The organism is Chelativorans sp. AA-79, assembly GCF_029457495.1.
GTDB lineage: Bacteria > Pseudomonadota > Alphaproteobacteria > Rhizobiales > Rhizobiaceae > Chelativorans.
On the sequence record NZ_CP120361.1, the window covers coordinates 4,492,419 to 4,519,205 of the forward strand.

Genomic DNA, 26,787 nt, shown 5'->3' on the forward strand with positions numbered 1-26,787 from the left:
TCCCTAGCCCCACCAGAACGGATGAAGAGGAAGGCGGAAGCCCTTCAGGAAGACGAGATAGGCGATGATCGACACTGCCACGGCCGTCGCGAGCGCCCGTCGCAAGCGCATCGTGCTGTCCCCGAATGCGCTGACGAGCACCAGGACGAAGGCGGCCGGAACAAGGCCCATGCGGTCCACCATCAAGGCGAAGGCCACGAGGCCGGCAAGGATCGCCACAAAGGATCGCACCGGAACACTCGGCGACTCGGCGCTGCCGTGCAGCGCCTCCGGGATCAGCGCTACGGCAAGCAGCAGGAGGATGACACCGAGCACGACGGGCAGGAAGCCGGGGCCCATCCGGCTGAGATGGCCGATCGGATAGCCGGACCCTCCCCAGACCAGAAACAGGCCGAGCAGGAAGAGGACGCCTGCCCCAACAATCTCCCAGCGGTTGAATCGGCCTGCGGGTGGAAGGCGGCTCATCTCAACGCCTCCCCGGCCAGGCGGGCCCTCAGCGCCGGCGCCAGCCCGCCCGCGCGCCATACCTCGATCATGCGCGGCGCAAGCGGGCGGTAGCTCAGCGTCTTTCGAGTTCTCAGGTTGCGCACAGCACCATGGGCGAGGTCGGTTTCCACGGTATCTCCCTCCTCGATGATCGAGGTGATGCCGGGACAGGGGATGACGGGCAGGCCGGCGTTGAGCGCCTTGCGGATGAAGGCGGAATCGCAGCTTTCCACCAGCGCGGCGGCAATGCCCGACTCCTTCATGGCCACGGCGGCATGGGGGTGGCTGTGGTGGCCGAAATTGCGGCCGGCAACGACGATGTCTCCTTCTTGCACCCGCCGCGGAAAGTCAGGGACGATGGTGGCGAAGCACATCGCCTTGAGCGCGGGAATGTCGAAGGTGCCGAGGTCCGGCACCTTGGAATACTGGATAATGCCGTCGTCGGCGCTGATGTTGTCGCCGAACTTCCAGGCGCGGCCCGTGATCAACGTCATTGGACGATCTCCGCGAGCATCTCGCGCGGATCGGCAATCCGCCCCGCCACCGCGGAGGCGGCGACGACATAGGGACCGGCGAGATAGGACAGCGATTCGCGGCTCCCGTTGCGGCCGCGATAGTTCATCTGGTGGGTGGAGAGGGAGACCTCGCCCGGATTGAGAAAGCCTTCATAGCCCCAGCAGGTGGTGCAGCCGGGCGCAAGCACCGTGGCACCAGCCTCCATGAATATCTCCAACAGACCCTCGCGCGCGGCAGCAGCATAGACTTCGCGGCTGCCGGGCGTAATGTAGAAAGTGACGTGCGGGGCCACCCGATTGCCCTTCAGGACCGCCGCCGCCGCGCGCAGATCGTCCAACCGGCTATTGGCGCAGGAGCCGATCGCGGCCTGGTCGATCTTCAGCCCCGCGGGCTCCTTGACCGGCACGACCTGGTGCAACTCAGGCGGGACAGTCACCATGGGCGAAAGGCCGGACAGGTCGTATGTCGCCTCGAAAGCATATTCGGCACCCTCGTCGCTCTCGAAGAGATGGATCGGCTCTCCGTTCGCCCGTTCCGCCGCATAGGCAAGGGCGAGTTCATCGACCGGCATGAGCGCGGTGTCGGCACCGGCATGATAAGAGCAGGCAAGGATCGACTGCCGCTCGTCGAGGCTCAGTGTCTGGATTGCCGGGCCGCAATATTCGATGCACGACTGGGAGAGACGGTCTCCCTGGGCGAAGTCCCGGATGATGGTCTGCACGAGATCGCGCGCCAGAACCCCGAAGGGCAGGCTGCCCTCCAGCCGCATTCTCACGGGTTTCGGCACCATCATCCAGTTCTCGTCTGTGAGCTGCGTGACGACCACCTCCGACGAGACTGGGACGTTGAGTGCGCCGACGACTCCTATGCTGGCGATATTCGGCTCGTCGGAAAAGACGAGCATGCCGGGCCTTGCAAAGCCGTTCTCCGTCAGGACAAGATGGCGCAATCCGCTCCCGGGACCATAGAAACGCGCCCCGTTCCGCATCGCGAAGTCCTTCATTTCGCGATGGGTCTGGTAGTAGGCCGTGCCCATTCCCGCCGAAGTGGTGTGGTCGACGACCATGATCACCTTTTCGGGCCGCGCGAGCCGGCTGACGCCGGCTTGCTCCATTATGCGCTTGCGCGCCGGCCACGCGATCTCCTGGCAACAGGTGTAGTCGGGAGAGACGTTGACGTATTCTCCCGGCTCGACGCTTTCGCGTCCCGCTGCGCGCGCGATGATCTTCTGCGTGACGGTCTGTTTCATGAAAAGCCCAAGTCTGTCGGAGGCAAGCGGCGCCTGCAGCATCGCTTCGACCGCTCAATCGGCGCGCATATCCGCCGTGTCGATGAGCTCCAGCATGCGCTTCGCGTCGGCAGCCAGATAGTCCGTGAACTCGCTCGAGGGCTTGTAGAAGATCTGCACACCCTGATTCGTCAGCCGTTCGCGAACATCTTCCTCCTGGAGTGTCTTCGCAATGGCTTCATCAAGCTTCGCGATCACGTCGGGAGGTGTTCCGGCAGGAGCGGAAATGCCGTACCAGGTGCTCATCTGGAAGCCCTCATAGCCGAGCTCCTCCATTGTAGGGACGTCCGGAATCTGATCGGAGCGCTCGCTCGCCGCCACACCCAGCGGGCGGAGCTGCCCTTCCTGGATATACTGGAGGAGCGGCGCGACATTGAGAAACGCCATGTCCACATTGCCGGCCAGGAGGTCCACCACCGCCGGCGCGGCCCCGCCGTAAGGGATGTGCGTCAGCTCGGTCCCCGTAACCTGCTGGAAGAGAACGGCCGCGAACTGCGGAAGACTGCCGACACCCACTGAGGCGAAGGAGATGGCCTCCGGCGCTTCCTTGGCCTTGGCGATGAGATCATCGATCGTCTCCATGCCGGAAGACGCATTGACCACCAGCACGTTTGGCACGTTCGCGACCATGCTCACGGGCGCGAAGTCCTCGATCCCGTCATAGTTGGTCGTCATCAGCGCCGGGGTGATGACATGGCTCGGCGATCCTCCGATGAAAAGCGTGTAACCATCCGGATCCGACTGCGCCACATGCGTGGCGGCGATCGCCGTGCCCGCACCGGGCCTGTTTTCCACCACCACCGGCTGACCGAGTATGTCGCCCATCCCTTCGGCGATGGTACGCCCGATCAGATCCGCCGGTCCTCCCGCCGAGTAGGGGTTGACCAGTGTGACGGGACGGGACGGAAAATCCTGCGCGCCCGCGGCACCCGCCAGACAGGTCAGGCCGACGGCCGCAAAAGCGACTGCGAACTTCTTCATCTTGCTCCTCCTCTTCCGGATCCTTGCGGATCCGGTCTCCTCATCGACATCCAGACGCGAACACCACCCCCGCGACAGTTCGTTATTAATTTTATAGGCTAGTTTAATGTACTTTGTAAACTGCGGGATAAGGCGTCGAGGAATCGCGAGGCGAAGCTTTCCCGCTGCCCGGATCGCTTAGCCAGCCGCCTGGTCGAGGACCTCCAGCAGATTGAAGGCGCGTTCGGCTCCGAAGCCGCTCTCCGCCGCCATCGCATCGACCGAAGCAAGAATTCGGTCGCGCGGCATTCGCGCCGCCCAATGCAGAGGGCCGCCGGCCAGCGCCGGAAAGCCGTAGCCGTGGACGAGCACCAGGTCGATGTCGCCCGCCCGCTCGGCGATTCCTTCGGCGAGCACCAGCGCCGCCTCGTTGACGATGGCCGCCAGCAGCCGATTTCTGATCTCGTCGTCACCGATGGCGCGCCGCTCGATGCCTTTTCTTTCCGACTCCGCCTCGATGACCGCCTGTACGTCCGGATCCGGCGCGCCGCGGGAAGAAGCGGAATAGTCGTACCAGCCCTTGCCCGTCTTGCGCCCGAAGCGGCCGATGTTGCAGAGAATGTCGGGAATTTCGACATAGCGCATCCGCGGATCGCGTTTGGGAGCAAGCCGCTTTCGAGTCGCCCAGGCGATGTCGAGCCCCGCAAGGTCGAATACGGCGAAGGGCCCCATCGCCATGCCGAAATCGACCATCGCGCGGTCGACATCCTGCGGCAGGCAGCCCTCCTCGAGCAGGAACTCGCATTGGCGGCGGTAGGCGCTGAAGATGCGGTTGCCGATGAAGCCCTCGCCGACGCGGGCCACCACCCCCACCTTGCCGAGGCGCTTGCAGATCGAGATCAGCGTGGCCAGCGTCGCGGGCGCGATGTTTTCCGTGCGCACGATCTCCACGAGGCGCATGATGTGGGCGGGGTTGAAGAAGTGCAGCCCGCCAACGCGCTCCGGCCTGCTCGTTGCGGCGGCCATCTCGTCGAGATCGAGATAGGAGGTGTTGCTGGCCAGCACTGCCTCGGCACGCACGATCCCGTCCAGCCGGGCCAGGAGGGCCTTTTTGGCGGCCATGTCCTCGGTGATCGCCTCGATGACGAGGTCACGGTCCGACATCTCCTCCAGACCGCCAGGCGAAAGTCGCGCCATCAGTTCATCCGCGGAGTGGACGCGGCCCCGGGAGGCGGCTTTTTCCGCTTCGCCGCGCAGCGCGGCGAGAGCGCTTTCCAGAACGGCTGGGTCGCTTTCGGAAAGGCGCACGTCGAAGCCGCGCAGCATGAAGGCGAGCGCAATGCCCTGCCCCATGCGCCCAGCGCCGACCACACCGACTTTGCTCACCCGAAGGGGTTCGGCGCCTTCCGGCGGGCGCGCCGCCTGGCGCTCGGAGAAGAAGAGGTGGCGCAAGGCCTTCGCCTGGGGTCCGACGCGCAGCCGCAGGGAGGTCTCGCGCTCACGGTACAGGGCCTTTTCCGCGGGCAGGACGGCGGAGGCCTTCACCGCTGCAATGGCCTCGGGCACTGCGGCGGCACCCTTCGCCCGTGCAAGCGCCTCGCGCTCAGCCGCTTCGATTTCCTCAGGATCGTTGGACGCCACGGCCAGTTCCCTGACGACCCGCTTGCGCCCGGTCATCGTCTTCAGATGCTCCAGGGCGCTATCCACGACGTCCCCCTCTGCCACCGCATCGATCATCCCGAGCAAACATGCCTCCTGCGCCTTCACTCTGCGGCCGGAGGTGATGAGCGAGATCGCCCTGGCAATGCCGACGAGACGCGGCAGGCGCTGCGTGCCTCCGGCGCCGGGAATGAGGCCGAGAGTGACCTCCGGCAGGCCGATGATGCTGCGCGGCGTGGCGAGGCGCGCGTCGCAACCGAGCGCAAGTTCGTAACCGCCGCCAAGTGCGGCTCCGTCGATCGCCGCCACCACGGGCACGGGAAGACTCTCGATGGCGGCAATGACCTCCGGGAGATGCGGCGCCTGTGGGGGTGCGTCGAATTCGCGAATATCGGAGCCGGCGACAAAATTGCCGTTGGCACCGGTGAGAACCACTCCGGCAAGCCCATCGTCATCGCGAAGGCGCGCGAACACCTCCAACAGGTCGCGCCGCACCTGCAGCGAGCCGGCATTCACCGGAGGATTATCAATGGTGACGACAGCGATCCTTCCGGGTGCAAGATCGCTCCGCGTCTCCACCCGAACCGTTTTGCAGCTCTCGTCCGTATTCATGGTGCTCCCCTCAACTGTTCCCATCGGTGACCTAGCTCGGCAGGCCCAGCACAGCTTTCGCCAGCACGTTGCGCATGATCTCGCTTGAGCCGCCGAAGATGGTCGTCGGCCGCGCCATCAGATAGGTGCCGGCTGCGTGGAGACGCGGATCGCCGTCGAGCGGGTCCCTGAGTCCCGCCGTTTCGCCTGCCACCTCCATCATCTCTTCCGAAATGCGTTGATACAGCTCGCTCTGGAAGATCTTCAGGATTGCCACGTCGGCGCCGATGGGCTCGCCACGGCGCAGCTTTTCCACGTAAGTCTCGAAGAGCGAAGTGAGATCTGCAAGGTCGAGCTTGAGGCGCGCGAACCGGTCTTCAAAGCCTGGATCGCCGGCAACGCCCATCCGCTTCGCGAGCAACCTCAGCCGCGACAGCGCGCCCTCTGAGAGCCGTGGCGCGCCGATGAAGACGCGCTCGTGGCCGAGCAGCGCCTTGGCCATCGTCCAGCCGTCATTGACCTTCCCCACGAGATGGTCCCTCGGCACGCGCACATTTTCGAAGAAGACCTCGCTGAACTCATCGTGGAGCTCCAGGTTCATGATGGGCCTGACGGAGACGCCTTCCGCGTCCATCGGCACCAGCAGGAAACTGATGCCTGCCTGCTTCTTGACCGACCTGTCGGTGCGCGCGAGGATGAAGATCCAGTTGGCGTCACCGCCAAGCGTGGTCCAGGTCTTCTGGCCATTGATCACCCATTCCTCGCCGTCCAGCACGGCCTCGGTGCGCACAGCGGCAAGGTCCGAGCCGGCGTTGGGCTCACTGTAGCCTTGCGCCCATATGTGTTCGCCCGAAAGGATCTTCGGCAGGAAGAAGGCCTTCTGCTCCTCGGTGCCGTAGCGGATGATGAGCGGCCCGAGCATGACGATGCCGATATCGCTGACACGCGCGCAGCCGTAACGCTCGAACTCCTCGATCATGATGAGCTGCTTGCCCGCCGAAAGTCCCATCCCGCCATATTCGCGCGGCCAGTTCGGGCAGAGCCAGCCGCGCCGCGAGAGCGTGAGATACCAGGGCTTGTTCTCCTCCCAATGCAGGCGCCGCTGCGCGTAGCGCGGGATATCCGGATAGTTTTCCTCAACGAAGCGGCGCACCACTTTCCGGAAATTCTCGTCGGAAAGAAGGTTCAGGTCTTCCTCGTCAGCTCGCGCATTCGCGGCCGAATCTGCGATTTCCGGCATCATGCGGCCTCCGCGGTAAGATTTGCAAAGCGGCGGCGGTGGAGCGCCGGCGAACCGTAAAGGTTGCCCAGAACCATGGCCTTGCGGGCGAAGAGCCCGACATCGTATTCATCGGTGAAGCCGATGGCGCCGTGCATCTGGATCGCTTCGCGGGCAACCAGAAAGGCCGTTTCGCCCGCGCGGCACTTGGCGCGCGAGACCGCCGCCGAGCGGGTAGCCCCCTCCGCGCCGCCGTCGATCGCCGCGGCAGCAGCCTCCACCGAGGCACGTGTCAGCTCGAGCTGGATCTTCATGTCGGTGGCCCGGTGCTGGAGCGCCTGGAAGCTGCCAATCGGCCTGTCGAATTGCCGGCGCGTCCGAAGATAGTCCATCGTCATCTGTAAGGCGCGCTCCGCCATGCCAAGGAGATAGGAGGCTGTGGCCAGCGCGGCCTCGTCGATCGCCTCATCGACTTCCTTCGCCGGGAGGATCGCAAGGGGGAGGCATCCATCCATGGCGAGCGTGCCCATTTCGCTGCCGTCCTGCATCGGCACGAGAGAAAGGCTCAGCCCCGCCGCATCACGCCTCAGAAGCGCAACACCATCGGGCGTGACGACGGCAAAGGCATCCGCGCCGGCCGCATATGGAACGAAGTGCTTGCGCCCACTCACCCGCCCGCCTCTTATGTTCGCACCGTCGCGCCATTCGAGGCTGTTGGCCTCATCTTGCCAAGCTGCAAGGCAGACCATCGCACCGGCGACAGCGTCATCCATAGGATTCGCCTGAACAAGGCGACAGGCAAGCGCCGCACCGATCAGCGGCTCCGGTACCAGGCCGGATCCGACCTCCTGTGCGAGGGCGCAATATTCACGCATCCCGAGACCCAGCCCTCCGGAATCCTCCGGCAGACGAAGCGAGAGCCAGCCCATCTCGGCCATCAGCGCAAAGACGGAGCGGTCGAACCCCGGAGACGTGAAGCGCAGGGCGCGAATGCGCGCAAGAGACCCGTCATTCGGCACCACTGCGCGCGCGCTTTCGCGGATCATGCGGACGTTTTCCGCCCAGTCCTCTTCGGCTTGCATCTTTCCTCCAATATTCTAAAGATCAGTCCATTGTCCTATTCGGTGCTTTCCGGGATGCCGACCGGCTTTCGGTTAGCAGCTTCGCGTATAAAATACAAACATCTAGTCTTTTGGACTATAGAGTTTTGACACCTGTCGTGCTAGAGGGCGCCAAGAGACGTGGAAAGGGAACAATGACGCTCAAGATCGACAAGCGTGACCGCATTGCAACGGTGACACTCGACCGCCCCCCGGTAAACGCGCTGACTCTCTCGCTCTACGAAGAGATCGCCGATCGCTTCGAGAACGCCTCCGACTGGGAGGACGTCAACTGCATCATTTTCACCGGGGCAGGCACACGCGCCTTCTGCGCCGGCCTCGATCTGCACGAGTTCCTGGCCGCGACGGTGGAGGAAGACCCCAAGCGGGCCGCCATCATCCGCCGTTGCTTCGGTGCCGTGCGCAACACAGCCGTTCCCGTGATCGCCGCCGTCAATGGCCCTGCCCTGGGGGCGGGCTGCGTGCTGGCTTCCCTTTGCGACATGCGGATCGCCGCGGAGAACGCCACCTTCGGCCTGCCGGAAATCAATGTCGGCCGCTGCGGCGGCGGCGCACATCTCGGCCGGCTGATCCCTCAGGGCGCGTTGCGCAGGATGTTCTTTACCGGCCAGCCGATCACGGCAGCCGAGGCTTACCGGATCGGCCTCGTCGAAGAGGTCGTCCCGGCCGAAGCGCTTGGCGAAGCCGCCGAACGCCTGGCGCGGCTCCTTGCAGAAAAGGCGCCGCTGGGCCTGAGGCTTGGCAAGGCCGCGCTGAACGAGGTTGAGTTCATGCCGGTGGAGGAAGGCTATGCGCGCGAGCAACAGTACAGCACGCGGCTGATGGCCACGGAGGATGCGCGGGAGGCCACCCGCGCTGTCGTCGAAAAGCGCCGGCCGGTCTTCCACGGCCGCTGATGGAATCGAGGTGCCGCCCATGAAATCGCAGGAGGCCAGCATGACCGCCGAAACCGATCTCCGCTGGGAGGAGCGAACGGCACCGAGGCAAGGCTTCTTCGCCTCGCTCCTGCGCGACCCGCGCACACCGCTTGCTCTCGGCGTGGCCGTGTTGCTCGCCATCCTAGTACTGCCGCCGATCCTGATGCTCGCACAAAGCTCGGTGGCGGAAGTCGGCGCCAGCGGGGCGGTAGCCGGCTGGACTCTCGACCATTTCCGCAACCTGTTGACCGACCGGAATCTGGCGGAAAGCTTTTTCAACAGCATCATCTTCGCAGCAGGCAGCGCATTGGTCTCTTTTCTCGTCGGCGGCATTCTTGCCTGGCTCGTGGAGCGCACCAATGCGCCGCTGAAGGTGCTTGCCTATGTCACCGCCATCGTCTCCATGGGCACGCCCTATGTGCTTTACGTCGTGGCGTGGCTCTTCCTGCTCGGCAATGTCGGGCCACTCAACATGGCCTACCGGCAACTCACCGGCTCGCCGGACATCCTGTTCTCGGTCAACTCCATGGCCGGCATGGTGCTGATCGAGGGATTCCTCTGGTCGCCGCTGGTCTTTCTCATGCTCTCCTCCACTTTCCGTGCCGCAAACGCCGATATGGAGGAGGCTGCACGCATGAGCGGCGCAAGCGTCTGGGACACGATCCGACGCGTGACGCTGCCGCTTGCCATGCCGTCGGTGATCGCGCTGGCCCTCTTCGTGTTCATCCGCGCTGTGGAAGCCTTCGAGGTGCCTCTTCTGGTGGGAATGCCGGGCGGCATCGACGTCCTGACGACGGATGTCTACGAGAGCACGCAGCAGATGCCACCCGATCTCGGCCATTCCTCGGCCTTCGCCATGGTGCTCATGGTCTTCGTGGCGATCCTCTTCACCTTCTACGGGCGGCTCGCCAAGAACGCGGACCGCTACCAGAGCATCACCGGCAAAGGATATCGGCCGCGGCTCTTCGATCTCGGTGGATATCGCCGTCTCGCAGGCCTGTTCATCCTCGTCGATTTCCTGATCGTGCTTCTCCTGCCGATCCTGGCGCTCATCTGGTTGTCGCTGCTTCCCTATATGAGCGGCGTCTCGCTCCGGATGCTGCCCTTCCTCAACATCGACAATTATCGCGCAGTCTTCGATCATCCGCACTACCTTGAGCTCGCGGTGAACACGATCCTGGTCTCCGCGGGCGCGGCGACGATGGTCGTCGTCCTCACCGCGGTCTCGGGATGGATCGCCGCGCGGCGCGGACCAGGCGCCTGGCTGATCGACCAGCTCTCCACCATTCCGCTGATCTTCCCGGGTATCGTCATGGGCGTGGCGATGATGCAGATTTACCTGCGCCTCCCCCTTCCGATCTACGGCACCCTGTGGGCGATCGTCATCGCCTATCTCATCCGCTACATGCCCTATGGCATGCGATACGCCTATTCCGGCGTGCTGCAGATCCATCGTGAGCTCGAGGAGGCCGCGTCCGTCTCGGGCGCCCCGCTCCTTTCCACCTTGCGCCGGGTCGTTGCGCCGCTTCTGTCTCCGGCGCTGATCTCGGCCTGGATCTTCATCTTTCTCATCTGCTCGAAGGAGCTTGCCGTCGCGGTTCTGCTCGCGGGACCCAACTCCCAGGTCATCGCCGTCGCCATGCTCGATCTGTGGGTCAACGGACAGGGCGGGGAACTCGCCGCCTTCGGTCTCGTCTGGACCGTCGTCATGGTCACCCTCGCCATCATCTTCTTCCTCTTTACGCGCAGCCGCGGGATGGAGGCTTTCCGGTGACGCGACAAAACTCTATTATCTGGATCATGAACCGATTTGATCGCGCTCCCAGGAGGCCCGGGGGAACATGAACATCCAGCAAAAGAAGGCGGTGGACTTCAGCCGCAGTTCCATCTCCCGCTATATCCAGCTTGCCACGCTGTTCCGCCGGCGCATCGAGTCGGGCCAGTGGCCGGTGGGCAGCCAAATCCCGACCGTCGAGGAACTGGCGAGCGAATGCGGCGTGGCCCGCGCGACGATCCGCCAGGCGCTCGATATTCTTGAACGGGAACAACTCATCGAGCGCTATCGCGCCAAGGGCACTTTCGTGCGCCGCCACCCGCAGGAGGAGCTTTGGTGCGCGGTGGGAACCGACTGGTCGGGCCTTCTGCGGCCCAGCCACTCCGCGCGCATCGAGGTGCTTTCCGATACGCCTGACGTGCGGCTCGAACATGTGCTCTACCAGATCGGAGAGCTTGCGCCCGCATACCGGCATCTGCACCGCCGCCACTGGCGCCACGACCAGCCGTTCCTTTTGACGGACGTCTATATCGACGAGCGGCTGCGCGACCGGATCACCAAGGAGGACATAGAGACCAAGACCGCGTTGCGGCTGGTCGCCGACATTCCCGACCTGGAAATCATCAACGCCCAGCAGACGCTTACCATCGGAACAGCGGACATGGAGACGGCCGAATCGCTCTCCATGCCGCTCAATGCGCCCGTCGCCTATGTGCACCGCCGAGCGGTGGACAGCAACGGCATAGCGGTCCTGATCGCCCAGGGCATTTATCGTGGCGAGGTCGTCCGCTTCGATATCAAGCTCAAATGAGATGCGGGCAATAGTCCGCATCGGCGCCCCCCGACGGGGAGCGCCGCCACGCCGGCAATCAGTTCTTCAACTGATCGGCCCAGTCGGCGATCGCGTCCGCAACCTCAGTCGGTTTCTCGGCCGGCAGCGCGTGGCTGGCTCCTTCGATCACCTTGACGGTTACGCGGTCGCCGAACTCGTCCTTCAGCTCCTGCCGGGAGGAAGCCGGACGGAAGGGATCGGAGCCGCCCTGCAAATCGAGCATCGGCGCTGTTCCGCCTGCCCACCAATCCTCACGATTCGTCAGCTTCCGCGCAGCTCTCTGGCTCCTTGTCACCTCCTGGTGCCAGCCTTCGAGCCAAGGCGTCGGATCGCTGCCCTCGGCGAAGAAGGCAAGCCGCAGGCCTTCAAGGCGCTGTTCGCGCGTGGATGCCGGATCGTTGATCATGGTGATCGCGTCGCTGAGTTCCTTGGGCCACTCCTTCGCCCCCGCGGCGACCAGCACCACGCCGCGCGTCAGTTCGGGATGGTCGGACGCGATGGTTCGGGCGATCCAGTTGCCATAGGCATGACCGGCCACAATCGCCTGCTCGCCTTCGTTGCGGATGACCGCGGCAAAATCGTCGGCGAAATCATGAAAGGACACGCCCTCCATCGGCCCCTTGCTTTCGCCAACGCCCCGAGGCTCCGGCCTGAGGACACGATAGCCGCGTTCGGCCAGCCTCTCCGCGAGCAGGCCGAACTCCTCGGTGCCTCGACCCGTCGAAGCGATGAAGAGGATGAGCGGTCCCTCCCCTTGCGCGTAGTAGCTGATGGTCGCCTCTCCGTTCGTCACGGACTTCATCGTCGCCTCCTCGGCGTGCGCCGTCGCCCCCGCCGAGGCGGCAATAAAGGCCAATGCGGCAAGAAGACCTTTTCCTCGATGCGTCATATGGGTTTCCTCCCTTGGTCGTGCTTCATTCAACAAAGCGAAAGTACATTAGACTGACTAATTGACCTTTTCTAGCCCCATGTGGTTTATGTCAGTGCTGTCGAGAGCATCGAGTGTGAGGTTCGGCGGAGCGGATGGAGGAAGCGCGAAATGAGCGAGACAGGCATCCTTGAAGTGACCGGGGCTTCGATCCACTACCGGATCGACGGCAGCGAAGGCGCACCCTGGATCGTCTTCAGCAACTCGATCACCACCGGTCTTTCGGTGTGGGACGAGCAGGCAGCCGCACTCTCGAACCGGTACCGCATCCTGCGCTACGACCAGCGTGGTCACGGGCAGACGAGCGTACCGCCCGGCCCTTGTACGTTCGACCATCTCGGCGGCGACGTGCAGGCACTGCTCGATCATCTCCGAATCGAGACATGCACGTTCGTCGGGCTCTCGATGGGAGTGCCGACGGGCCTGCATCTCTACGCCCACCATCCAGAACGCGTCGAAAGACTGGTGTTCTGCAACGGCCAGGCCGGCACCGCGCCCGGCGGCGCGCGCGGCTGGGAGGAGCGGATCGAACAGGCCCGCCGAGACGGGATGGAGGCTTTGGCGGAGGCGACGGTGCGCCGCTGGTTCTCGCCCGACTTCATCGCCTCGGGCAGCGCCGAGAACATCCGCCGCATGATCGCCGCGACGCCGCTCGAAGGCTTCGTCGCCTGTGCCAGAGCCTTGCAGGACTATGCCTTCGCGGATGTCCTGCAGACGATCCGGGTTCCCACCCTGCTCATCGTCGGCAAGGACGACGGCAAGATGCCGGACACGATGAGGCACATGCGCGCCATGATCGGCGGTGCCGCGCTGGTCGAGATTCCTTCTGCCGGGCACATCCCCAATGTCGCGCAGCCCGAGCTCTTCAATCGCGCGCTCCGAGAATTTCTCGACAAGGGGTCCACCGAAGGCGGCGAGTCTTCGGATCTTCAATAGGTCAAACATCCGTAATATTGACTTTTATGATGACCCTCCGTAACGTCTGGCTGGGTTACGAGGGGCGGTGCTCCTTTCGGCCGCTGAGGGAGATGGAATTCACGTGAAGCTTCATTGGTCACCCCGCTCACCCTTCGTGCGCAAGGTCATGATCGTGCTGCATGAGACCGGTCTTCAAAATCAGGTCGAATGCGTCCGCTCCGTCGTGGCTTTCGCAGGCACGCCGAACGAGGCAGTCCTTGCCGACAATCCGCTCGGGAAGATTCCCACCCTCGTGCTCGACGACGGCGGCGCACTTTTCGACTCGCGCGTCATCTGTGAATATCTGGACGGCCTTCACGACGGGCCGAGACTGTTTCCCAACGCCGGGCCGGAGCGTTTCCGCCAGCTGCGCTGGATGGCGCTGGCGGACGGGCTCACGGACATCCTGCTTCTCTGGCGCACCGAACGCACGCGACCGGACAGCGCATGGGACGTGCTTCTCTCCGCCTTCGAGCGCAAGACACGAGCCTGCTTCGAAAGGCTAGAGGCGGAGGCTGGCGAGATCACGACCGCCCCGTTCGGAATCGGCCACGCCGCCATCATTTGCGCGCTCGGGCAGATGGACTTCCGCTTCCAGGGGAGCCGCTGGGAAAGCGCGTTCCCGAGGCTTGCCGCCTGGTATGCGGAGGCGACGTCCCGGCCCTCGGTGGCGGCCACCGCCGTCGTGGATGATGCACCAGCCGGCGCGCCAGGCGATTCCGTCTCACCGTTCACTTTCACGGCGGCATGACCATGGCCGGTCCGCTTTCGCATATCCGCGTGCTCGACATGAGCCGCATCATGGCCGGCCCCTGGTCAGGACAGATCCTGGCCGATCTCGGAGCCGACGTGATCAAGATCGAGCGGCTTGGCGCGGGCGATGATACGCGCCGCTGGGGACCGCCGTTCCTGAAAGACGCGCAAGGCCGAGACACCGCCGAATCCGGCTACTATCTCTCGGTCAATCGCGGCAAGCGGTCGGTAGAGGTGGACATTGCTGCGCCCGAGGGCCAGGAGATCGTGCGCGCGCTCGCCGCGCGGTCGGACATCCTGCTCGAAAACTTCAAGACCGGTACTTTGGCCCGTTACGGCCTGGCTTACGAGGACCTGAAGAAGGTCAATCCAAACCTCATCTACTGCTCCATCACAGGCTTCGGCGCCACAGGGCCGAAGCGTGACCAGGTGGCCTACGATTTCATGATCCAGGCCATGGGCGGGCTGATGAGCGTGACGGGCGAGCGGGACGACGCGCCTGGCGGCGGCCCGCAGAAGGTGGGCGTTCCCATCGTCGACATCATGACGGGCATGTATGCCACCATCGCCGTGCTGGCTGCGCTCGCGCGGAGATCGGAGACCGGCCAGGGCGAGCGGATCGACATCGGCATGCTTGATGTATCGGTGGCCATGCTCGCCAATCAGGCGATGAACTTTCTGGTCTCCGGAAAGACGCCGACCCGTAAGGGCAACAAGCATCCCAACATCCAGCCGCAGGACGTTTTCGCGGTGAAGGATGGACACATCGTGCTCGCCGTCGGCAATGACGAGCAGTTCCGCCGCTTTGCCGAAGCGATCGGCAGGCCCGGCCTGGCCGACGATCCTCGTTATGCGACCAATGTGGAGCGTGTGCGCAACCTCGACACGCTGCACCCGCTGATCTCGCAGGTGCTTGCCGAAAACACGCTCGATCATTGGCTTGACGCCTTCGGCAGCTGCAGCGTGCCATGCGGTCCGATCAACACCATTCCGAGGGTCTTCGAAGATCCTCAGGTCCGCCACCGGCAGATGCTGCGGCGGCTGGAGCATCCGCTTGCGGGCGAAGTACCGCAGGTGGTGAGTCCGATGCGGTTCGAAAATGCGCCGCTGGAGTTCAAGACCCCTCCGCCGCTCCTCGGCCAGCACACCGAGGCCCTTCTGGAGGAACTTGGCCTTCTCCAGGAAAAAGCCGCCGGTCGGAGTGGAACGCGATGAGGAGCCGATGGCCCATGACCACCAGCAAGACCACTTTCCGGAGGACGAGACCGTGACGGCGCGCATCACACTTCCCGGGCCGGAGAGCCTGTCACCCGAGCAGCGCGCCGTCTTCGACGCCGTCGTCCGCGGACCGCGCGGAGTCGTGGTCGGCCCCTTGCGTGCTGCTATCCACAGCCCCGAGCTTGCCGACCGATGGCAGCAGCTTGGCGAATTCCTTCGCTACAGGACGAGTCTTCCCGCGCGGCTCAACGAATTGGCCATCCTCGTCACCGCGCGGCGTTGGAACAGCGAACTGGAATGGAGCGTGCATGTCGAAGCGGCGAGGAAGGCGGGTCTGAAGGAGGAGGCGATCGAAGCGATACGCCAAGGGCGCCCACCGCGTTTTGCCGATGACGACGAGAGCGAAATCTACGCCTTTGCGCGCGAGCTTCAGCTTCATGGCCAGGTGAGCGAAGAAACCTACAGGGCCGTGTCCAAGCGTTGGCGGGAACGCGGCGTGGTGGAGCTGACGGCGGTCATCGGCTATTACACCATGGTCTCGATGACGCTGAACGCGCACCGCATCCCGCTTCCCGATGGCATGCCGCCTACCTTGAGCAGCGCCGGAGACGACGTGCCGTCGACCTTGAGCGCGCTTGCGCCGCTCGCAAGCGAGGGGCGGACATGAGTCCGCCCGGGTGAAACCATGACGATCAGCGACGCCGACATCAGCAGGCTCGCACGCGATCTCTACTCCTGGTCGCTGCGCAAGGTCCCGGACGACACAAAGGCCGCGCTGGAGCGGGCGCGCGACCTGGAGACTTCCGACACTGCACGGCGCACGCTGAACATGATGCTCGCCAGCGCCCGCGCCGCGGAAGAGCAGGACCGCTTCGTGTGCTCGGATTCGGGCGTTCCGGTCTATTTCGTGCGCATCGGCACAAGGGCGCGGTGGGATTCCAATATCAAGAGCGCCATCCGCGAGGGCTTCGAGACGCTGGTCGAAACGATCGACCCGCCCATTCTCAAACACGTGACCAATCCGCTGACGCTCGAGCGCGGCTATGCGGGCAAGGATATGCCCATTGTCACCTTCGACCTCGTCGAAGATGCCGACTATATCGACATCACCTGCTCGCCCAAGGCGCTCGGCTCCGGCCGCTGGGCGGCCATGGAACTCTTCACCTTCCCCACGCTCGAGACGATCGAGAGCTATATCCTCGACGTGGCGATCAAGGCTGGTTCCCAGCACTGCCCGCCCGTGGTCATGGGGGTCGGGATCGGCGGCACCTTCGATTATTGCGCCAAGATGGCCAAGGAGGCCACGCTGCGGCCGATCGGCAGCACCAGTGACGAGCCGATCCTGGCCGCGATGGAAGAGCGGCTGCGCGATGCCGTCAACGCCACAGGCTTCGGGCCGATGGGGACCGGTGGCGACACCACCGTACTCGCCGTGCATGTGAACTATGCAGCCGGCCACGGCTTCACCCCGGTCGCCGTCTGCTTCAACTGCTGGATAAACCGGCGAACGCGTGCACGCATATACAGTGACGGGACGGTGGAAAGGGTCGAATAGGCGGCGCGATGGCAGAACTCCATCACCATACGCTTCCACTCTGCCCGGAAGCCGCCGCGAGCCTCCAGCTCGGCGACATGGTCACGCTCGACGGGCCGATCGTCGTGACCGCCGGCATCCCCACCCATCAGCGCATCCTCGATTGTATCCGCGACGGGCACAATCCACCGATTGGCCTCGACAACGCCGCCTTCTTCCATCTGGGCAGCTACAGCAAGGCGGGCGACGACGGCTTCGACGTTCTGTACATGAACCCGACCACAAGCACCCGTTTCAATGCGATGATGCCGGAGATCATCCGGCACTTCCGGCTTCGTTGCGTCGGTGGCAAGGGCGGGCTCGATGCCGATTGCGCCAAGGCGCTGGGCGAGGTAGGCGGCGTATATCTCTCCTTCCTCGGCGGCGGGGCGCCACTCATTTCCGGCGCCATCCGGCGCATCCGGCAGGTGGCCTGGGACGATCTCATCGCGCACTATCGGCTGGTTGCCATGGAGGTCGAACGACTCGGCCCGCTGACCGTGGCCATCGATGCGCGAGGCAACAGTCTCTACGACAGCCTGGCTGAGAGGGCGGCCGCTCGCCGCGCGGAGATTCTGGCAAAACTCGCATCCGCCCGGGAAAAAGCCGCCGGCTCTTGAGGCAACGTCCGCTTGACCGGCCCTGTAAAGGACAATAAACTGGTCTTTAGATACATTTAGGCCAGCAGACCGGAAATTCAAAGGGAGGAAGGAATGCTCTTCGGAAGATTCGCCAAGGCGGCCGTGCTCGCGAGCACGCTGGCAATCGGCACCACACAGGCTTTCGCCATCGACCAGGCGACGATCGACGCCGCCAAGCAGGAGGGCGAGGTGGTCTGGTACTCCGGCATGATCGTGAACCAGATCGTCCGGCCAATCGTCGAGGCGTTCGAGGCCAAGTATCCCGGCATCAAGGTCAACGCTGCGCGTCATACCTCGTCGGAAGTCGTTCTGAAGGTGCAGAGTGAGGCGCAGGCAGGAAGGCCGATGGCGGATGTCTTTGACGGCTCCTCGGCTGTCTTCCCCCTGATGGAGGCGGGTCTCGTCGAACCCTACAAGCCCGAAGCCGCCGCCGATTTCGACGAGCGCACCAAGGACCCTGACGGCTACTGGACGGCCGCCAATCTCTACTTCATGGTTCCGGCGATCAACACCACGCTCGTTTCGGAAGCCGACCGCCCCGACACCTACGAAAAGCTGCTCAACCCCAAATGGACCGGCAAGATCGCATGGACGTCCGATCCGACGATGCTCGGCGCCCCCGGCTTCATCTACACCGTGATGCAGACCATGGGCGAAGAAAAAGGCAGCGAATATCTGGAGAAGCTCGCCGCGCAGAACATCGTCAACGTGCCCGCGAGCCAGCGCGTCGTGCTCGACAAGGTGATCGCCGGCGAGTTCCCGATCGGTCTCATGACATTCAACCACCACTCGGCCATCAGCGCGCAGAAGGGTGCGCCGGTGGAGTGGGTGAAGCTCGAACCGGTGATCCAGGCGGTCAATCCGCTCGGCATCGTCAAGAACGCGCAGCACCCCAACGCCGCCAAGCTTCTGGTCGAGTTCATCCTTTCGGAGGAGGGGCAGTCGGTGATGCGCGATGCGCTCTATATCCCCGCCAACCCGAATGTCCCGGCGGCCGAGCCGACGCTGAAGCCCAAGGAGGGAGGCTTCGAGACCTTCGTGATATCGCCGGAGGCCACGGCGCGAGACCTGAAGGACATGGTCGCCATCTACGATAGGATGTTCAAATAACCGCTACGGTCCGCGCCCCGAAAACCGTGGGTGCTGCTCTTTGGAATATCGAATGATGACGGATTCTTCAGCGCTTCATGTAGATTTTCTCACCAAGGTCTATCAGGAGTCCGGCGGCTCGCCCGCCGGCGGCGTCCGAGACGCGAGCTTCGACCTTCCCGAGGGAACCTTCTTCACCCTTCTCGGCCCCAGCGGCTGCGGCAAGACGACCACGCTGCGCTGCATCGCAGGCCTGGAGTTCCCCGACCGGGGCTCGATCCGCGTCGGCGACCGGACGTTCTACAACTCCTCCGACGGCACCTGGGTGCCGATGAACCTGCGCAAGATCGGCATGGTCTTCCAGTCCTACGCGATCTGGCCGCATATGACGGTTTTCGAGAACGTCGCCTTTCCCTTGCGCGTGGCGAAGGACGAGAGGTTCAGCCGCCGCGACATCGAGGCGATGGTCAACGAGGCGCTGCGCACCGTCAGCCTCGATGGATTTGGCGGCAGGCCCGCCACCCGGCTTTCGGGCGGCCAGCAGCAGCGTGTGGCGCTCGCCCGGGCGATCGTCCGCAAGCCTAGGCTGCTGCTCCTCGACGAGCCGCTGAGCAATCTCGACGCGACCCTGCGCGAGGAGATGCGCAACGAGCTGAAACGCCTGCAGCGGCAGATCGGCGTCACGACCGTCTATGTCACGCACGACCAGACGGAGGCGCTGGAGATGTCGGATACGATCGCCATCATCAACGAAGGACGCATCGTCCAGATGGGCTCCCCGCGCGAGATCTACTTCTCGCCCCAGGATTCCTTCGTCGCCAGTTTCGTGGGTTCCACCAACCTCGTCCGCGGCCGGCTCATCGGGACCAGTGGCGGCGATGCGATCTCCGTCGAGATCGGCGGAGGCCAGACGATCGCCTGTTCACCACGCTCCCATTGCAGCAATTCCGGGCCGATCTCCGTGTCGGTGCGTCCGGAGACGATCCGTCTTTCCGCGCCGGGCGGGCCCGGCGGCGGAACATGCAACCGCGTGGAGGGCGAGGTGGTCATGTCCGGTTTCGTCGGCAACATGAACCGGTACCATATTCGCGTCGGCGACACGGTGTTCCAGGCGGGTGCCGAAGCCACGGCGGACTATCCAGTGGGCACCCGCGTCGCCATGGACTTTCCCATCGAGACCACCCTTGCCTTCCCCTCAGCCTCCAGCGACCCGAGAAGCACCCCCCAAACATGAGCGGCTGCCTTTCCCATATTCGCGTGCTCGACCTGAGCCGCGTCTTCGCGGGCCCCTGGGCTACGCAGATCCTGGCTGATTTCGGCGCCGAGGTGATCAAGGTCGAGCATCCCGTCTACGGCGACGAAGCCCGCCATCTCGGCGTACACCGGCTGGACGAAGCCGGCAACGAAACCGGAGAGACCTCCTCCTTCCTCGCAATGAACCGCGGCAAGCAATCCGTGGCGATCGATTTCAAGAGCGCAGAGGGCCGGGAGCTAATCCGCCGGCTTGCGGCCAAATGCGACGTGGTGGTGGAGAATTTCAAGAGCGGCACTCTCGACCGGCAGGGCCTTGGCTATGAGGACCTGAAGGCGATCAATCCCGATATCATCTACTGCTCGATCACGGGCTTCGGCCAGACCGGTCCCTACGCCCACCTGCCCGGCTACGATCCGCTCTTCCAGGCCATGAGCGGCCTCATGAGCATCACCGGCGTGCCGGACGGCGAGCCCGGCGCGGGCCCCAATCTGGTGGGCTTCAGCGTTTCCGACATCATTGCGGGACTCTATGCGGCGATCGCCGTTCTCGGCGCAGTCAGCCACCGCGACAACGGCGGCAGCGGCCAGCATATCGACCTGTCGCTTCTCGATTGCCAGATGGCGGCGCTTTCGCATATCGGCATGAACTATCTTGTCTCAGGCCGTATGCCGGTACGCGCGGGAGCGGCTTCCCAGACCACATGCCCGTGGCAGGCCTTCCGCTGCGCGGACATGGATTTGATGATCGCGGTCGGCAACGATCGGCAATTCGCCAAGCTTTGCGAGGTTCTCGGGCTCGAAGGCGTCGCGGAGGACGCGCGGTTCCGCACCAATCGCGACCGCATGGCGCACAAGGCCATCCTCGTGTCGATCCTGGCCGAATGCTTCTCGCGGCGCACGGCAGCCGAGTGGCGCACCGATCTGGACCGCGCCGGCGTTCCGAGCAGCCCCATCAACAATTTCAGGCAGGCGCTGGAGGACCCGCAGATCGCCCATCGCGAAATGCTCTTTGAGATGCCCCATCCGCAACACGGCCCGTTTCGATTCTTCGCCAATCCGATCAGGTATTCCGAGACGCCCGCCAGCTATCGGAAATATCCGCCGCAGCTGGGCGCCGATACCGCACGGGTGCTCCAGGAATTGCTCGATCTCGGCTCCGAAGAGATCTCCAGCCTGGCGGCAGACAAGATCATCGCGCCGGACTCACGCTGAAGACGCGCTTGCAGCCACGTTCTCCTGCAGGAGGCGGATAGCAGACCATCGCAGGGCACCAGATGCCCATGCCGGCGGCCCGACCATGTCGCGGATTGGAAATCCGCCGCCTTCAGATCTTCCCGCGCAACACCTTCAACCAGCCAAGGCCGGCGTCCGTTGCGGCGCGCGGCCTGTACTCCGCTCCGAAAAAGCCGTCATAACCTTCCGCCGCGATCGCCGGCAGCAGGCGGTCGAAAGCCACCTCCCCTTCATCCGGCTCCGCCCGTGAGGGAACGGCGGCGAACTGCACGTGGCCGATGAGACCGCGATGGCGCCGAAACCGGTGAAGCAGGTCTCCGCCCATGATCTGCTGGTGATAGCAATCGAACATGACCTTCAATTCACGTCGACCCACACGCTCCACGATCGCCGCGGCTTCTTCGACCGTTCCAACAAGATAGCCCGGCACGTCGCGCGCATTCAGCGGTTCGATGAAAATCGTGATGCCGTGGGGAGCGCCGAGTTCACAGGCATAAGCGAGATTTTCCGCGAAGATCGCGGCAGCGCCATCACCGCGCGCAAGCCCCGCCATGACATGGACCGCACGCGCCTCGATCGCAGCGGCATACTCGACAGCGTCGCGGATGGCGGCGCGCGCCTCCCCCTCGCGGCCGGCAAGGGCCGAAAGCCCGAACTCCCCGGCTCCTCCTTTGGACGTGTTCAGACCGAGCATGGGCAGGCCGGTTTCTTCGAGCGCCGCCTTCACCCCATCCGGATCGGTGTCGTAGGGCCAATGACATTCGACCGCATCAAATCCAGCCGCCTTGGCGCGGCGGATGGCATCGGGCAGCGGCAGGTCGCTCCAGAGGAAACCCAAATTGGCCGACAGCCGGATCATGACGGCCACTCCACATCGAATTTCGAGACAATGCGCTGAATATCCTCTCCTGAGAGGTGTCGGGGCTGGTGTCCGCGGGTCAGCAACGCGAGCTTCGCGGTCGCCTCGAGTTCCTCAATGGCGTTGACCGCCGCGAAAAGGTCCTTCCCCGCCACCACGGGGCCGTGATGGGCGAGCATTACCGCCGACCGCCTGCCGGCAAGCTCGCGAATGGCGTCGCCCATCGCCGCATCGCCCGGGACGAAGAAGGGGAGGAGCTTCACCTTGCCGAGCTGCATGATCGAATAGGCCGTCAGCGGCGGCAGGAGGTCGTCCGGATCGACATCCGGCAGAACCGACCACGCGACGGAATGGGTGGAATGCAGATGGACGACGGCGCCCGCCGATGAGCGCGTCTCGTAGAACGCCTGGTGCAAGGGCATTTCCTTGGTCGGCTTGTCGCCGTCCACGTGCCTGCCGTCGGGACTGAGCCGGCTCAGCCGCGCGGGGTCCAGCCGGCCGAAGGAGGAGCCGGTCGGGGTTACCAGCAGATCCCCATTCGGCAGCCGCGACGAAATGTTGCCGGTCGAGCCATGCGTGAGGCCGCGCTCGAAGAGCGAGCGGGCGAAGAGGCAGATCTCCTCGCGTAGCCTGGCTTCGGCGCTCATCGGGAGCTTCCCTCCAGCGTCTTCAGTGCCGTCTCGAAGAATTCGGCGCCGCCGAAATTGCCCGACTTCAACGACAGCCACAACGGCCTGTCGGTGGCTTTGACGGCCGGCACGCCGGGCGCGATTTCCGGCCCGATCTCAAGGGCAGGCAACCGGAGGCCTTCCACAACCGCGCCCGAAGTCTCGCCGCCCGCCACGACCAGACGTTCCACCCCGCCGGCTGCAAGACGCCTTGCCAGCTCGGCGAAGAATGCCTCGATCGCGCTCGCGATCTCCTCGCGCCCATAGCGCTTCTGCGCCGCGGCAACTGCCGCGGGCTCGTCCGAGGTGAAGACCAGCGGCGCATCGTCGGCCATCCTGGCCAACGCCCAGCCGGCGGCGTCCGCGACCGTCACACGTCCCGCCATCAGGTCTTCCGGCCGCACCTCGAGCGCAGGATGTCCTTCCCGGTAGCGAGCGACCTGCGCCCGCGTCATGCGCGAGCAGGAGCCGGAGAGGATCGCCGCCGGACCGCGCGCGGGCTCCCAGCCGCCGCGGCTTTCTGCCAGCAGCCCGGATTGCCTGAAATTGTCCGGCAGGCCGAGGGCAATTCCCGAACCGCCGGTGACGAGCTTGAGATCACGCGCAGCCCTGCCGATCGCCTGCAGGTCCTCGTCGCGTACGGCATCGACGACGACCACCGGCCGGCAGGCTGAAACCTCGCCATCGAGCGCGGCGCGGATGGCCTCCGCCCCGCGCGTCACGACGGATTCGGGGACGTGGCCGACAGCATGTTCGGTCTGGCTGGCCAGCCATCGCCGGATGTCCGGATCGGTCATCGGCGTGAGCGGATGCTGCTCCATTCCGCTTTCGCTGAGGAGCCGGTCGCCGACGAAGAGATGCCCCTGATAGACGGTCCGGCCGGTTGTCGGGAAGGCGGGACAGACGATCGTGCGGTCGGCGCCGAGGCGCGCGAGCAATGCGTCGATCACCGGGCCGATATTGCCCTCGGGCGTGGAGTCGAAGGTCGAGCAATATTTGAAAAAGAACTGCCGGCACCCCTGTGCCATGAGCCATTCGAGAGCCTTGAGCGAGAGGGCGACGGCCTCCGCCGGCGGAATTGTCCGCGACTTCAGGGCCACGATCCCCGCTTCCACAGAAGGATCGGAGGAGGCGTCCGGGATCCCGCAATATTGCGTGACCCGCATCCCGCCCTTCGCAAGGGTGTTCGCCAGATCGGAAGAGCCGGTGAAGTCATCTCCGATGCAGCCGAGCAGCATCAGGCACTCCTTTCGCGAAAGGCCGTAGTGTTAGTGTTACCGGCCAGAGGGGGCGATGTAAAAAACCATGCATCCTGCTCCAGCCGCGCAATGAACAAAGGGGAGTTCCTGTCGAGATCGAGATCGGCCAGCCGGATCGGCTCACCGGCACGCACCGGCCGCACCAACCGCCGGTCGGCCGCAAGATAGAAGGGCGCGGGCCGTTCCGCCGCGAGCGCGGCCGCAGGCAGCAGGGCCGCGGTCACATCCTCGATCGCGTGATGGTGGCCGCTTGCAACGAGCACCCTGCCCTGCTCCAGATCCCGCTCCGCCACCGCGACGAGATCGAATCTCGGGCGAGGCTCCGGCGCGCCGCTCGAGCGGCCGAGCAGCGCCGCATCGAGTATGCTGGTCGCCGCCTCGAGCCCGAGGAGGTGACGCGGAAGGTAGATCATGGCCGTCTCGCCGGTCCGGCTGAGGATATGCCCCTTGCCCGCCAGCATGTCCCAGCTTGCTTCATCGCGGCATCGTATCACCACGAACACGCCGCCGGCAAAACTCACCTCGCCGGGCAGCCGGAGGCAATGGAAGACATCCATCCTGCGCTCGCCCGAGAGCAGTCCGCCCTCACGAAGTGTGGAAAAGAAGGTCGGGACCTCGGAGATGCGGGCGATGGGACAGTGAAGATCGGGCCGGTCCGGCTCAAGATCGACCGAATGGCTCACGACGGCCAGTTCGCAAAGGTCCGGCACCGCGCGCTGCGGCAGTGCCGCTGCCGCTTGGGCCCGGGCAGCTACGAGTTCCGCGACGTCGCGATCGCCGAGGTCGAGGAGGGCAGCGAACTTCGCCGCCGAGACAGTCGCGCCGTTGCTGGTGAGCGTGCCCGCGGCCGGATCGAATACAAAGTCGTACTCGCTCGACTTCCCCGCCGCGACGACCTCAAAGCCGAGGACTTCCGCCCAGGTGACGAGGTCGATCAGGAGGCTCGGCTGGTCGCCGTCGACCGGCGTGACGACTGCCCCTGCCGCCGCAGCCCTGCGGGCCAATCCCGGCCCGACGACGCTGTCCACCTCCTTTGTGACCAGCGCGACATGGCGCCCTGCCGCAATCGCCATCTCCGCGTGCCGTGCACCGGCTTCCGGACTGCCCGTTGCCTCGACGAGGATGTCGAAAGGCAGGTCGATCACGTCCGCCAGGTCACCGGCGGCTATAAGGCTACCCGCGGCAAAAGCCGCTCGCGCGTCTTCTGCGTTTTCGCAGACGGTAATCCTGTCCTCCTCCGCGCCTGCTGCACACAGCGCGGCAGCAGCCCGTCGCGCATCGACGTCCACCGCCATGGCGACATGCATCAGCGGCACACGGCTTGCCAGAAGGCTGCGCCCGAAGGCGCCGGAGCCGACCAGGCACACCACCACTTTCCGGTTTGCGCCCGCGTAATTGGCGTGACGGAACATGTCGTTCTCCCGATCTCGCTTTAGACGCTCGACGGATCCCGCCGGGCGCGGCGCAGGACGTTACGGAAGCCCACCGCCTTTGCTATCAGTGGCCAGGCGAGCATCAGCACGCCCAATCCCATGATGGTGCTGACCAGCGGATTGGACCAGAAGATCGTTAGCGAACCGTCCGACATCAGCAGCGACTGGCGGAACGCGTCCTCCGCCTTGTCGCCCAGCACCATTGCAAGCACAAGCGGCGCGAGCGGATAGTTCAGCTTCTTGAAGACATAGCCGGCGATGCCGAAGATCAGGACCAGCCACATGTCGAAGGTGGAGTTGGCGATCTGATAGGCGCCCGAAAAGATCACCGCCACGATGATGGGCCCGATGATCGCGAATGGGACACGAAGGATCGACGCATAGAGCGGCACCGTCGAAAGCACGAGCAGCACGGCGACGAGATTGCCGAGATACATGGACGCGATCAGTCCCCATACGAAATCCGGCCGGTCGATGAACAGCATCGGCCCTGGCGTCAGGCCCCAGATCATGAGCCCGCCCATCATGACGGCGGCCGTGGCCGAGCCCGGCACGCCCAGCGCGAGCATCGGCAGGAGCGCCGAGGTGCCGGCGGAGTGGTCGGCAGTCTCGGGGCTGATGATGCCCCGCGGATCGCCCTTGCCGAAGCGCGACTGATCCTTGGCGAAACGGCGGGCCAGCCCGTAGCTCATGAAGGAGGCCGCCGTCGGGCCGGCGGGCGTGATGCCCATCCAGATGCCGATCAGGATCGAGCGGCCGATCGAGACGGCATAGCGGGGGATCTCCGCGAGCGTCTTGAACACGTCACTCGCGCGGATCCTGGCCTTCACGCCCTCGAAGCGCAGCCCCTCCTCCGTGGTAAGCAGCAGTTCCCCGATGCCGAAGAGTCCCATCACGGCGACGAGAAAGGAGACGCCCTTGATGAGGTCCGGAATATCGAAGGTCAGGCGCAGTCCGCCCGAAATCGTGTCCATGCCGACGCTGGCGAAAGCAAAGCCCATCATCATGGAAACAAGCGTCTTGGCGGGTGCGCTGGCGCCCATTCCGATGAAGCTTGCGAAGGCGAGGAAGTAAACGGCGAAAAATTCCGGTGACGAGAACTGCAGCGCGAAGCGCGCGACCCAGCCTGAAAGAAGCGTGATCATCACAACGCCGGAGATCGCCCCGATTCCTGCCGAGACGAAAGCCAGCGTCAGGGCGCGCGTCGCGTGGCCGTCGCGCGCCATTGGGTAGCCGTCGAAGGTCGTGGCCACGGAGGACGGCTCGCCGGGAATGTTGAAGAGGATCGAGGTCGTGGACCCGCCGAAGAGAGCGCCCCAGTACATGCAGGACAAAAGGATGATGGCGGAGACCGGGTCCATCGCGAAGGTCAGCGGCAGGAGAAGCGAGACGCCGTTGGGGGCGCCGAGGCCGGGCAGGACCCCCACGAGGATGCCAAGCAGCACGCCGACGACCATGATCATGAAGTGGTAGCCGCTGATCACGGTGGCGAAGCCATCCATAAGGTGGCTGAAATTCTCCATTGAGCTCCTCCCGGAAAGCCGCCGTTTCAGACGGAT

General features: G+C 64.6%; 25 protein-coding genes. 12 read left to right on the forward strand and 13 right to left on the reverse strand.

Annotated elements, in window-relative coordinates; translation table 11 throughout:
- Positions 1-3: 3 nt before the first annotated feature.
- The 7 genes from PVE73_RS21985 to PVE73_RS22015 all read right to left on the reverse strand — a co-directional run bounded on the left by PVE73_RS21985 (position 4) and on the right by PVE73_RS22015 (position 7,801).
- On the reverse strand, positions 4-465 hold the full coding sequence (locus PVE73_RS21985) for a tripartite tricarboxylate transporter TctB family protein (protein ID WP_277364290.1): 462 nt from the start codon (positions 463-465) through the stop codon (positions 4-6).
- Complete coding sequence (locus PVE73_RS21990) at positions 462-980, reverse strand: alpha-IPM isomerase (RefSeq protein ID WP_277364291.1); 519 nt, start codon at positions 978-980, stop codon at positions 462-464. Before PVE73_RS21990 ends, PVE73_RS21985 begins: the two co-directional genes overlap by 4 nt.
- Entirely contained in the window at positions 977-2,251 is a 1,275-nt protein-coding gene (locus PVE73_RS21995) for an aconitase family protein (RefSeq protein WP_277364292.1), read from the reverse strand. The genes PVE73_RS21990 and PVE73_RS21995 overlap by 4 nt, the downstream gene beginning before the upstream one ends.
- A gap of 54 nt (positions 2,252-2,305) precedes the next feature.
- Positions 2,306-3,271: a tripartite tricarboxylate transporter substrate binding protein gene (locus PVE73_RS22000; RefSeq protein WP_277364293.1), complete on the reverse strand. Its 966-nt coding sequence runs from the start codon at positions 3,269-3,271 to the stop codon at positions 2,306-2,308.
- Between the two features lie 177 nt (positions 3,272-3,448).
- The gene (locus PVE73_RS22005; protein ID WP_277364294.1) at positions 3,449-5,521 is read right to left on the reverse strand and encodes a 3-hydroxyacyl-CoA dehydrogenase NAD-binding domain-containing protein; all 2,073 of its coding nucleotides are present in this window, start codon (positions 5,519-5,521) and stop codon (positions 3,449-3,451) included.
- Between the two features lie 31 nt (positions 5,522-5,552).
- Positions 5,553-6,740 carry an acyl-CoA dehydrogenase family protein gene (locus PVE73_RS22010; protein WP_277364295.1) on the reverse strand — a complete coding sequence of 396 codons (1,188 nt, stop codon included), beginning with the start codon at positions 6,738-6,740 and terminating at the stop codon, positions 5,553-5,555.
- Positions 6,740-7,801: an acyl-CoA dehydrogenase family protein gene (locus PVE73_RS22015; protein ID WP_277364296.1), complete on the reverse strand. Its 1,062-nt coding sequence runs from the start codon at positions 7,799-7,801 to the stop codon at positions 6,740-6,742. The genes PVE73_RS22010 and PVE73_RS22015 overlap by 1 nt, the downstream gene beginning before the upstream one ends.
- A 173-nt stretch (positions 7,802-7,974) precedes the next feature.
- Between PVE73_RS22015 and PVE73_RS22020 the strand changes: the two genes are divergently transcribed.
- The 3 genes from PVE73_RS22020 (at position 7,975) to PVE73_RS22030 (ending at position 11,342) form a co-directional block, all read left to right on the forward strand.
- Positions 7,975-8,736, forward strand: a complete 762-nt coding sequence (locus tag PVE73_RS22020; protein WP_277364297.1) for an enoyl-CoA hydratase-related protein — start codon at positions 7,975-7,977, stop codon at positions 8,734-8,736.
- A gap of 40 nt (positions 8,737-8,776) precedes the next feature.
- On the forward strand, positions 8,777-10,531 hold the full coding sequence (locus PVE73_RS22025; RefSeq protein WP_277364298.1) for an iron ABC transporter permease: 1,755 nt from the start codon (positions 8,777-8,779) through the stop codon (positions 10,529-10,531).
- Positions 10,532-10,598: 67 nt separating this feature from the next.
- A complete protein-coding gene (locus tag PVE73_RS22030; protein ID WP_277364299.1) occupies positions 10,599-11,342 on the forward strand; it encodes a GntR family transcriptional regulator in 744 nt (247 codons plus the stop codon).
- A 58-nt stretch (positions 11,343-11,400) separates the two neighbouring features.
- Here the strand turns inward: PVE73_RS22030 and PVE73_RS22035 are convergent, their stop codons facing one another.
- Positions 11,401-12,252, reverse strand: a complete 852-nt coding sequence (locus tag PVE73_RS22035; protein WP_277364300.1) for an alpha/beta hydrolase — start codon at positions 12,250-12,252, stop codon at positions 11,401-11,403.
- A 150-nt stretch (positions 12,253-12,402) separates the two neighbouring features.
- On the opposite strand from PVE73_RS22035, the gene pcaD reads away from it, so the two are divergent.
- The 9 genes from pcaD (at position 12,403) to PVE73_RS22080 (ending at position 20,988) form a co-directional block, all read left to right on the forward strand.
- On the forward strand, positions 12,403-13,227 hold the full coding sequence (gene pcaD / locus PVE73_RS22040; RefSeq protein WP_277364301.1) for a 3-oxoadipate enol-lactonase: 825 nt from the start codon (positions 12,403-12,405) through the stop codon (positions 13,225-13,227).
- Between the two features lie 103 nt (positions 13,228-13,330).
- A complete protein-coding gene (locus PVE73_RS22045) occupies positions 13,331-13,999 on the forward strand; it encodes a glutathione S-transferase (protein WP_277364302.1) in 669 nt (222 codons plus the stop codon).
- 2 nt (positions 14,000-14,001) lie between these two features.
- Positions 14,002-15,216 (forward strand): CaiB/BaiF CoA-transferase family protein, encoded by a 1,215-nt coding sequence (locus PVE73_RS22050; protein WP_277364303.1) that lies wholly within the window; start codon positions 14,002-14,004, stop codon positions 15,214-15,216.
- A 7-nt stretch (positions 15,217-15,223) separates the two neighbouring features.
- Positions 15,224-15,886 carry a carboxymuconolactone decarboxylase family protein gene (locus PVE73_RS22055; protein WP_277364304.1) on the forward strand — a complete coding sequence of 221 codons (663 nt, stop codon included), beginning with the start codon at positions 15,224-15,226 and terminating at the stop codon, positions 15,884-15,886.
- 18 nt (positions 15,887-15,904) lie between these two features.
- The gene (locus PVE73_RS22060) at positions 15,905-16,774 is read left to right on the forward strand and encodes a fumarate hydratase (RefSeq protein ID WP_277364305.1); all 870 of its coding nucleotides are present in this window, start codon (positions 15,905-15,907) and stop codon (positions 16,772-16,774) included.
- Between the two features lie 8 nt (positions 16,775-16,782).
- On the forward strand, positions 16,783-17,412 hold the full coding sequence (locus tag PVE73_RS22065; RefSeq protein ID WP_277364306.1) for a fumarate hydratase C-terminal domain-containing protein: 630 nt from the start codon (positions 16,783-16,785) through the stop codon (positions 17,410-17,412).
- 93 nt (positions 17,413-17,505) lie between these two features.
- A complete protein-coding gene (locus tag PVE73_RS22070) occupies positions 17,506-18,543 on the forward strand; it encodes an extracellular solute-binding protein (protein ID WP_277364307.1) in 1,038 nt (345 codons plus the stop codon).
- 55 nt (positions 18,544-18,598) lie between these two features.
- Positions 18,599-19,756, forward strand: coding sequence for an ABC transporter ATP-binding protein (locus PVE73_RS22075; protein ID WP_277364308.1), 1,158 nt, complete (start codon positions 18,599-18,601; stop codon positions 19,754-19,756).
- Positions 19,753-20,988: a CoA transferase gene (locus PVE73_RS22080; RefSeq protein WP_277364309.1), complete on the forward strand. Its 1,236-nt coding sequence runs from the start codon at positions 19,753-19,755 to the stop codon at positions 20,986-20,988. The genes PVE73_RS22075 and PVE73_RS22080 overlap by 4 nt, the downstream gene beginning before the upstream one ends.
- 112 nt (positions 20,989-21,100) lie before the next feature.
- Here PVE73_RS22080 and PVE73_RS22085 read toward each other — a convergent pair whose 3' ends face one another.
- Genes PVE73_RS22085 through PVE73_RS22105 form a run of 5 tightly spaced genes read right to left on the reverse strand, consistent with a single transcriptional unit; the run spans position 21,101 to position 26,751 of the window.
- Positions 21,101-21,868, reverse strand: coding sequence for a TIM barrel protein (locus tag PVE73_RS22085; RefSeq protein ID WP_277364310.1), 768 nt, complete (start codon positions 21,866-21,868; stop codon positions 21,101-21,103).
- A complete protein-coding gene (otnC, locus tag PVE73_RS22090) occupies positions 21,865-22,515 on the reverse strand; it encodes a 3-oxo-tetronate 4-phosphate decarboxylase (protein WP_277364311.1) in 651 nt (216 codons plus the stop codon). Before otnC ends, PVE73_RS22085 begins: the two co-directional genes overlap by 4 nt.
- Positions 22,512-23,774, reverse strand: coding sequence for a 3-oxo-tetronate kinase (gene otnK, locus PVE73_RS22095; protein ID WP_277364312.1), 1,263 nt, complete (start codon positions 23,772-23,774; stop codon positions 22,512-22,514). The genes otnC and otnK overlap by 4 nt, the downstream gene beginning before the upstream one ends.
- Entirely contained in the window at positions 23,774-25,207 is a 1,434-nt protein-coding gene (locus PVE73_RS22100) for a flagellar biosynthesis protein FlgA (protein WP_277364313.1), read from the reverse strand. The genes otnK and PVE73_RS22100 overlap by 1 nt, the downstream gene beginning before the upstream one ends.
- Positions 25,208-25,227: 20 nt before the next feature.
- Positions 25,228-26,751, reverse strand: a complete 1,524-nt coding sequence (locus PVE73_RS22105; RefSeq protein ID WP_277364314.1) for a tripartite tricarboxylate transporter permease — start codon at positions 26,749-26,751, stop codon at positions 25,228-25,230.
- Positions 26,752-26,787 lie beyond the last annotated feature (36 nt).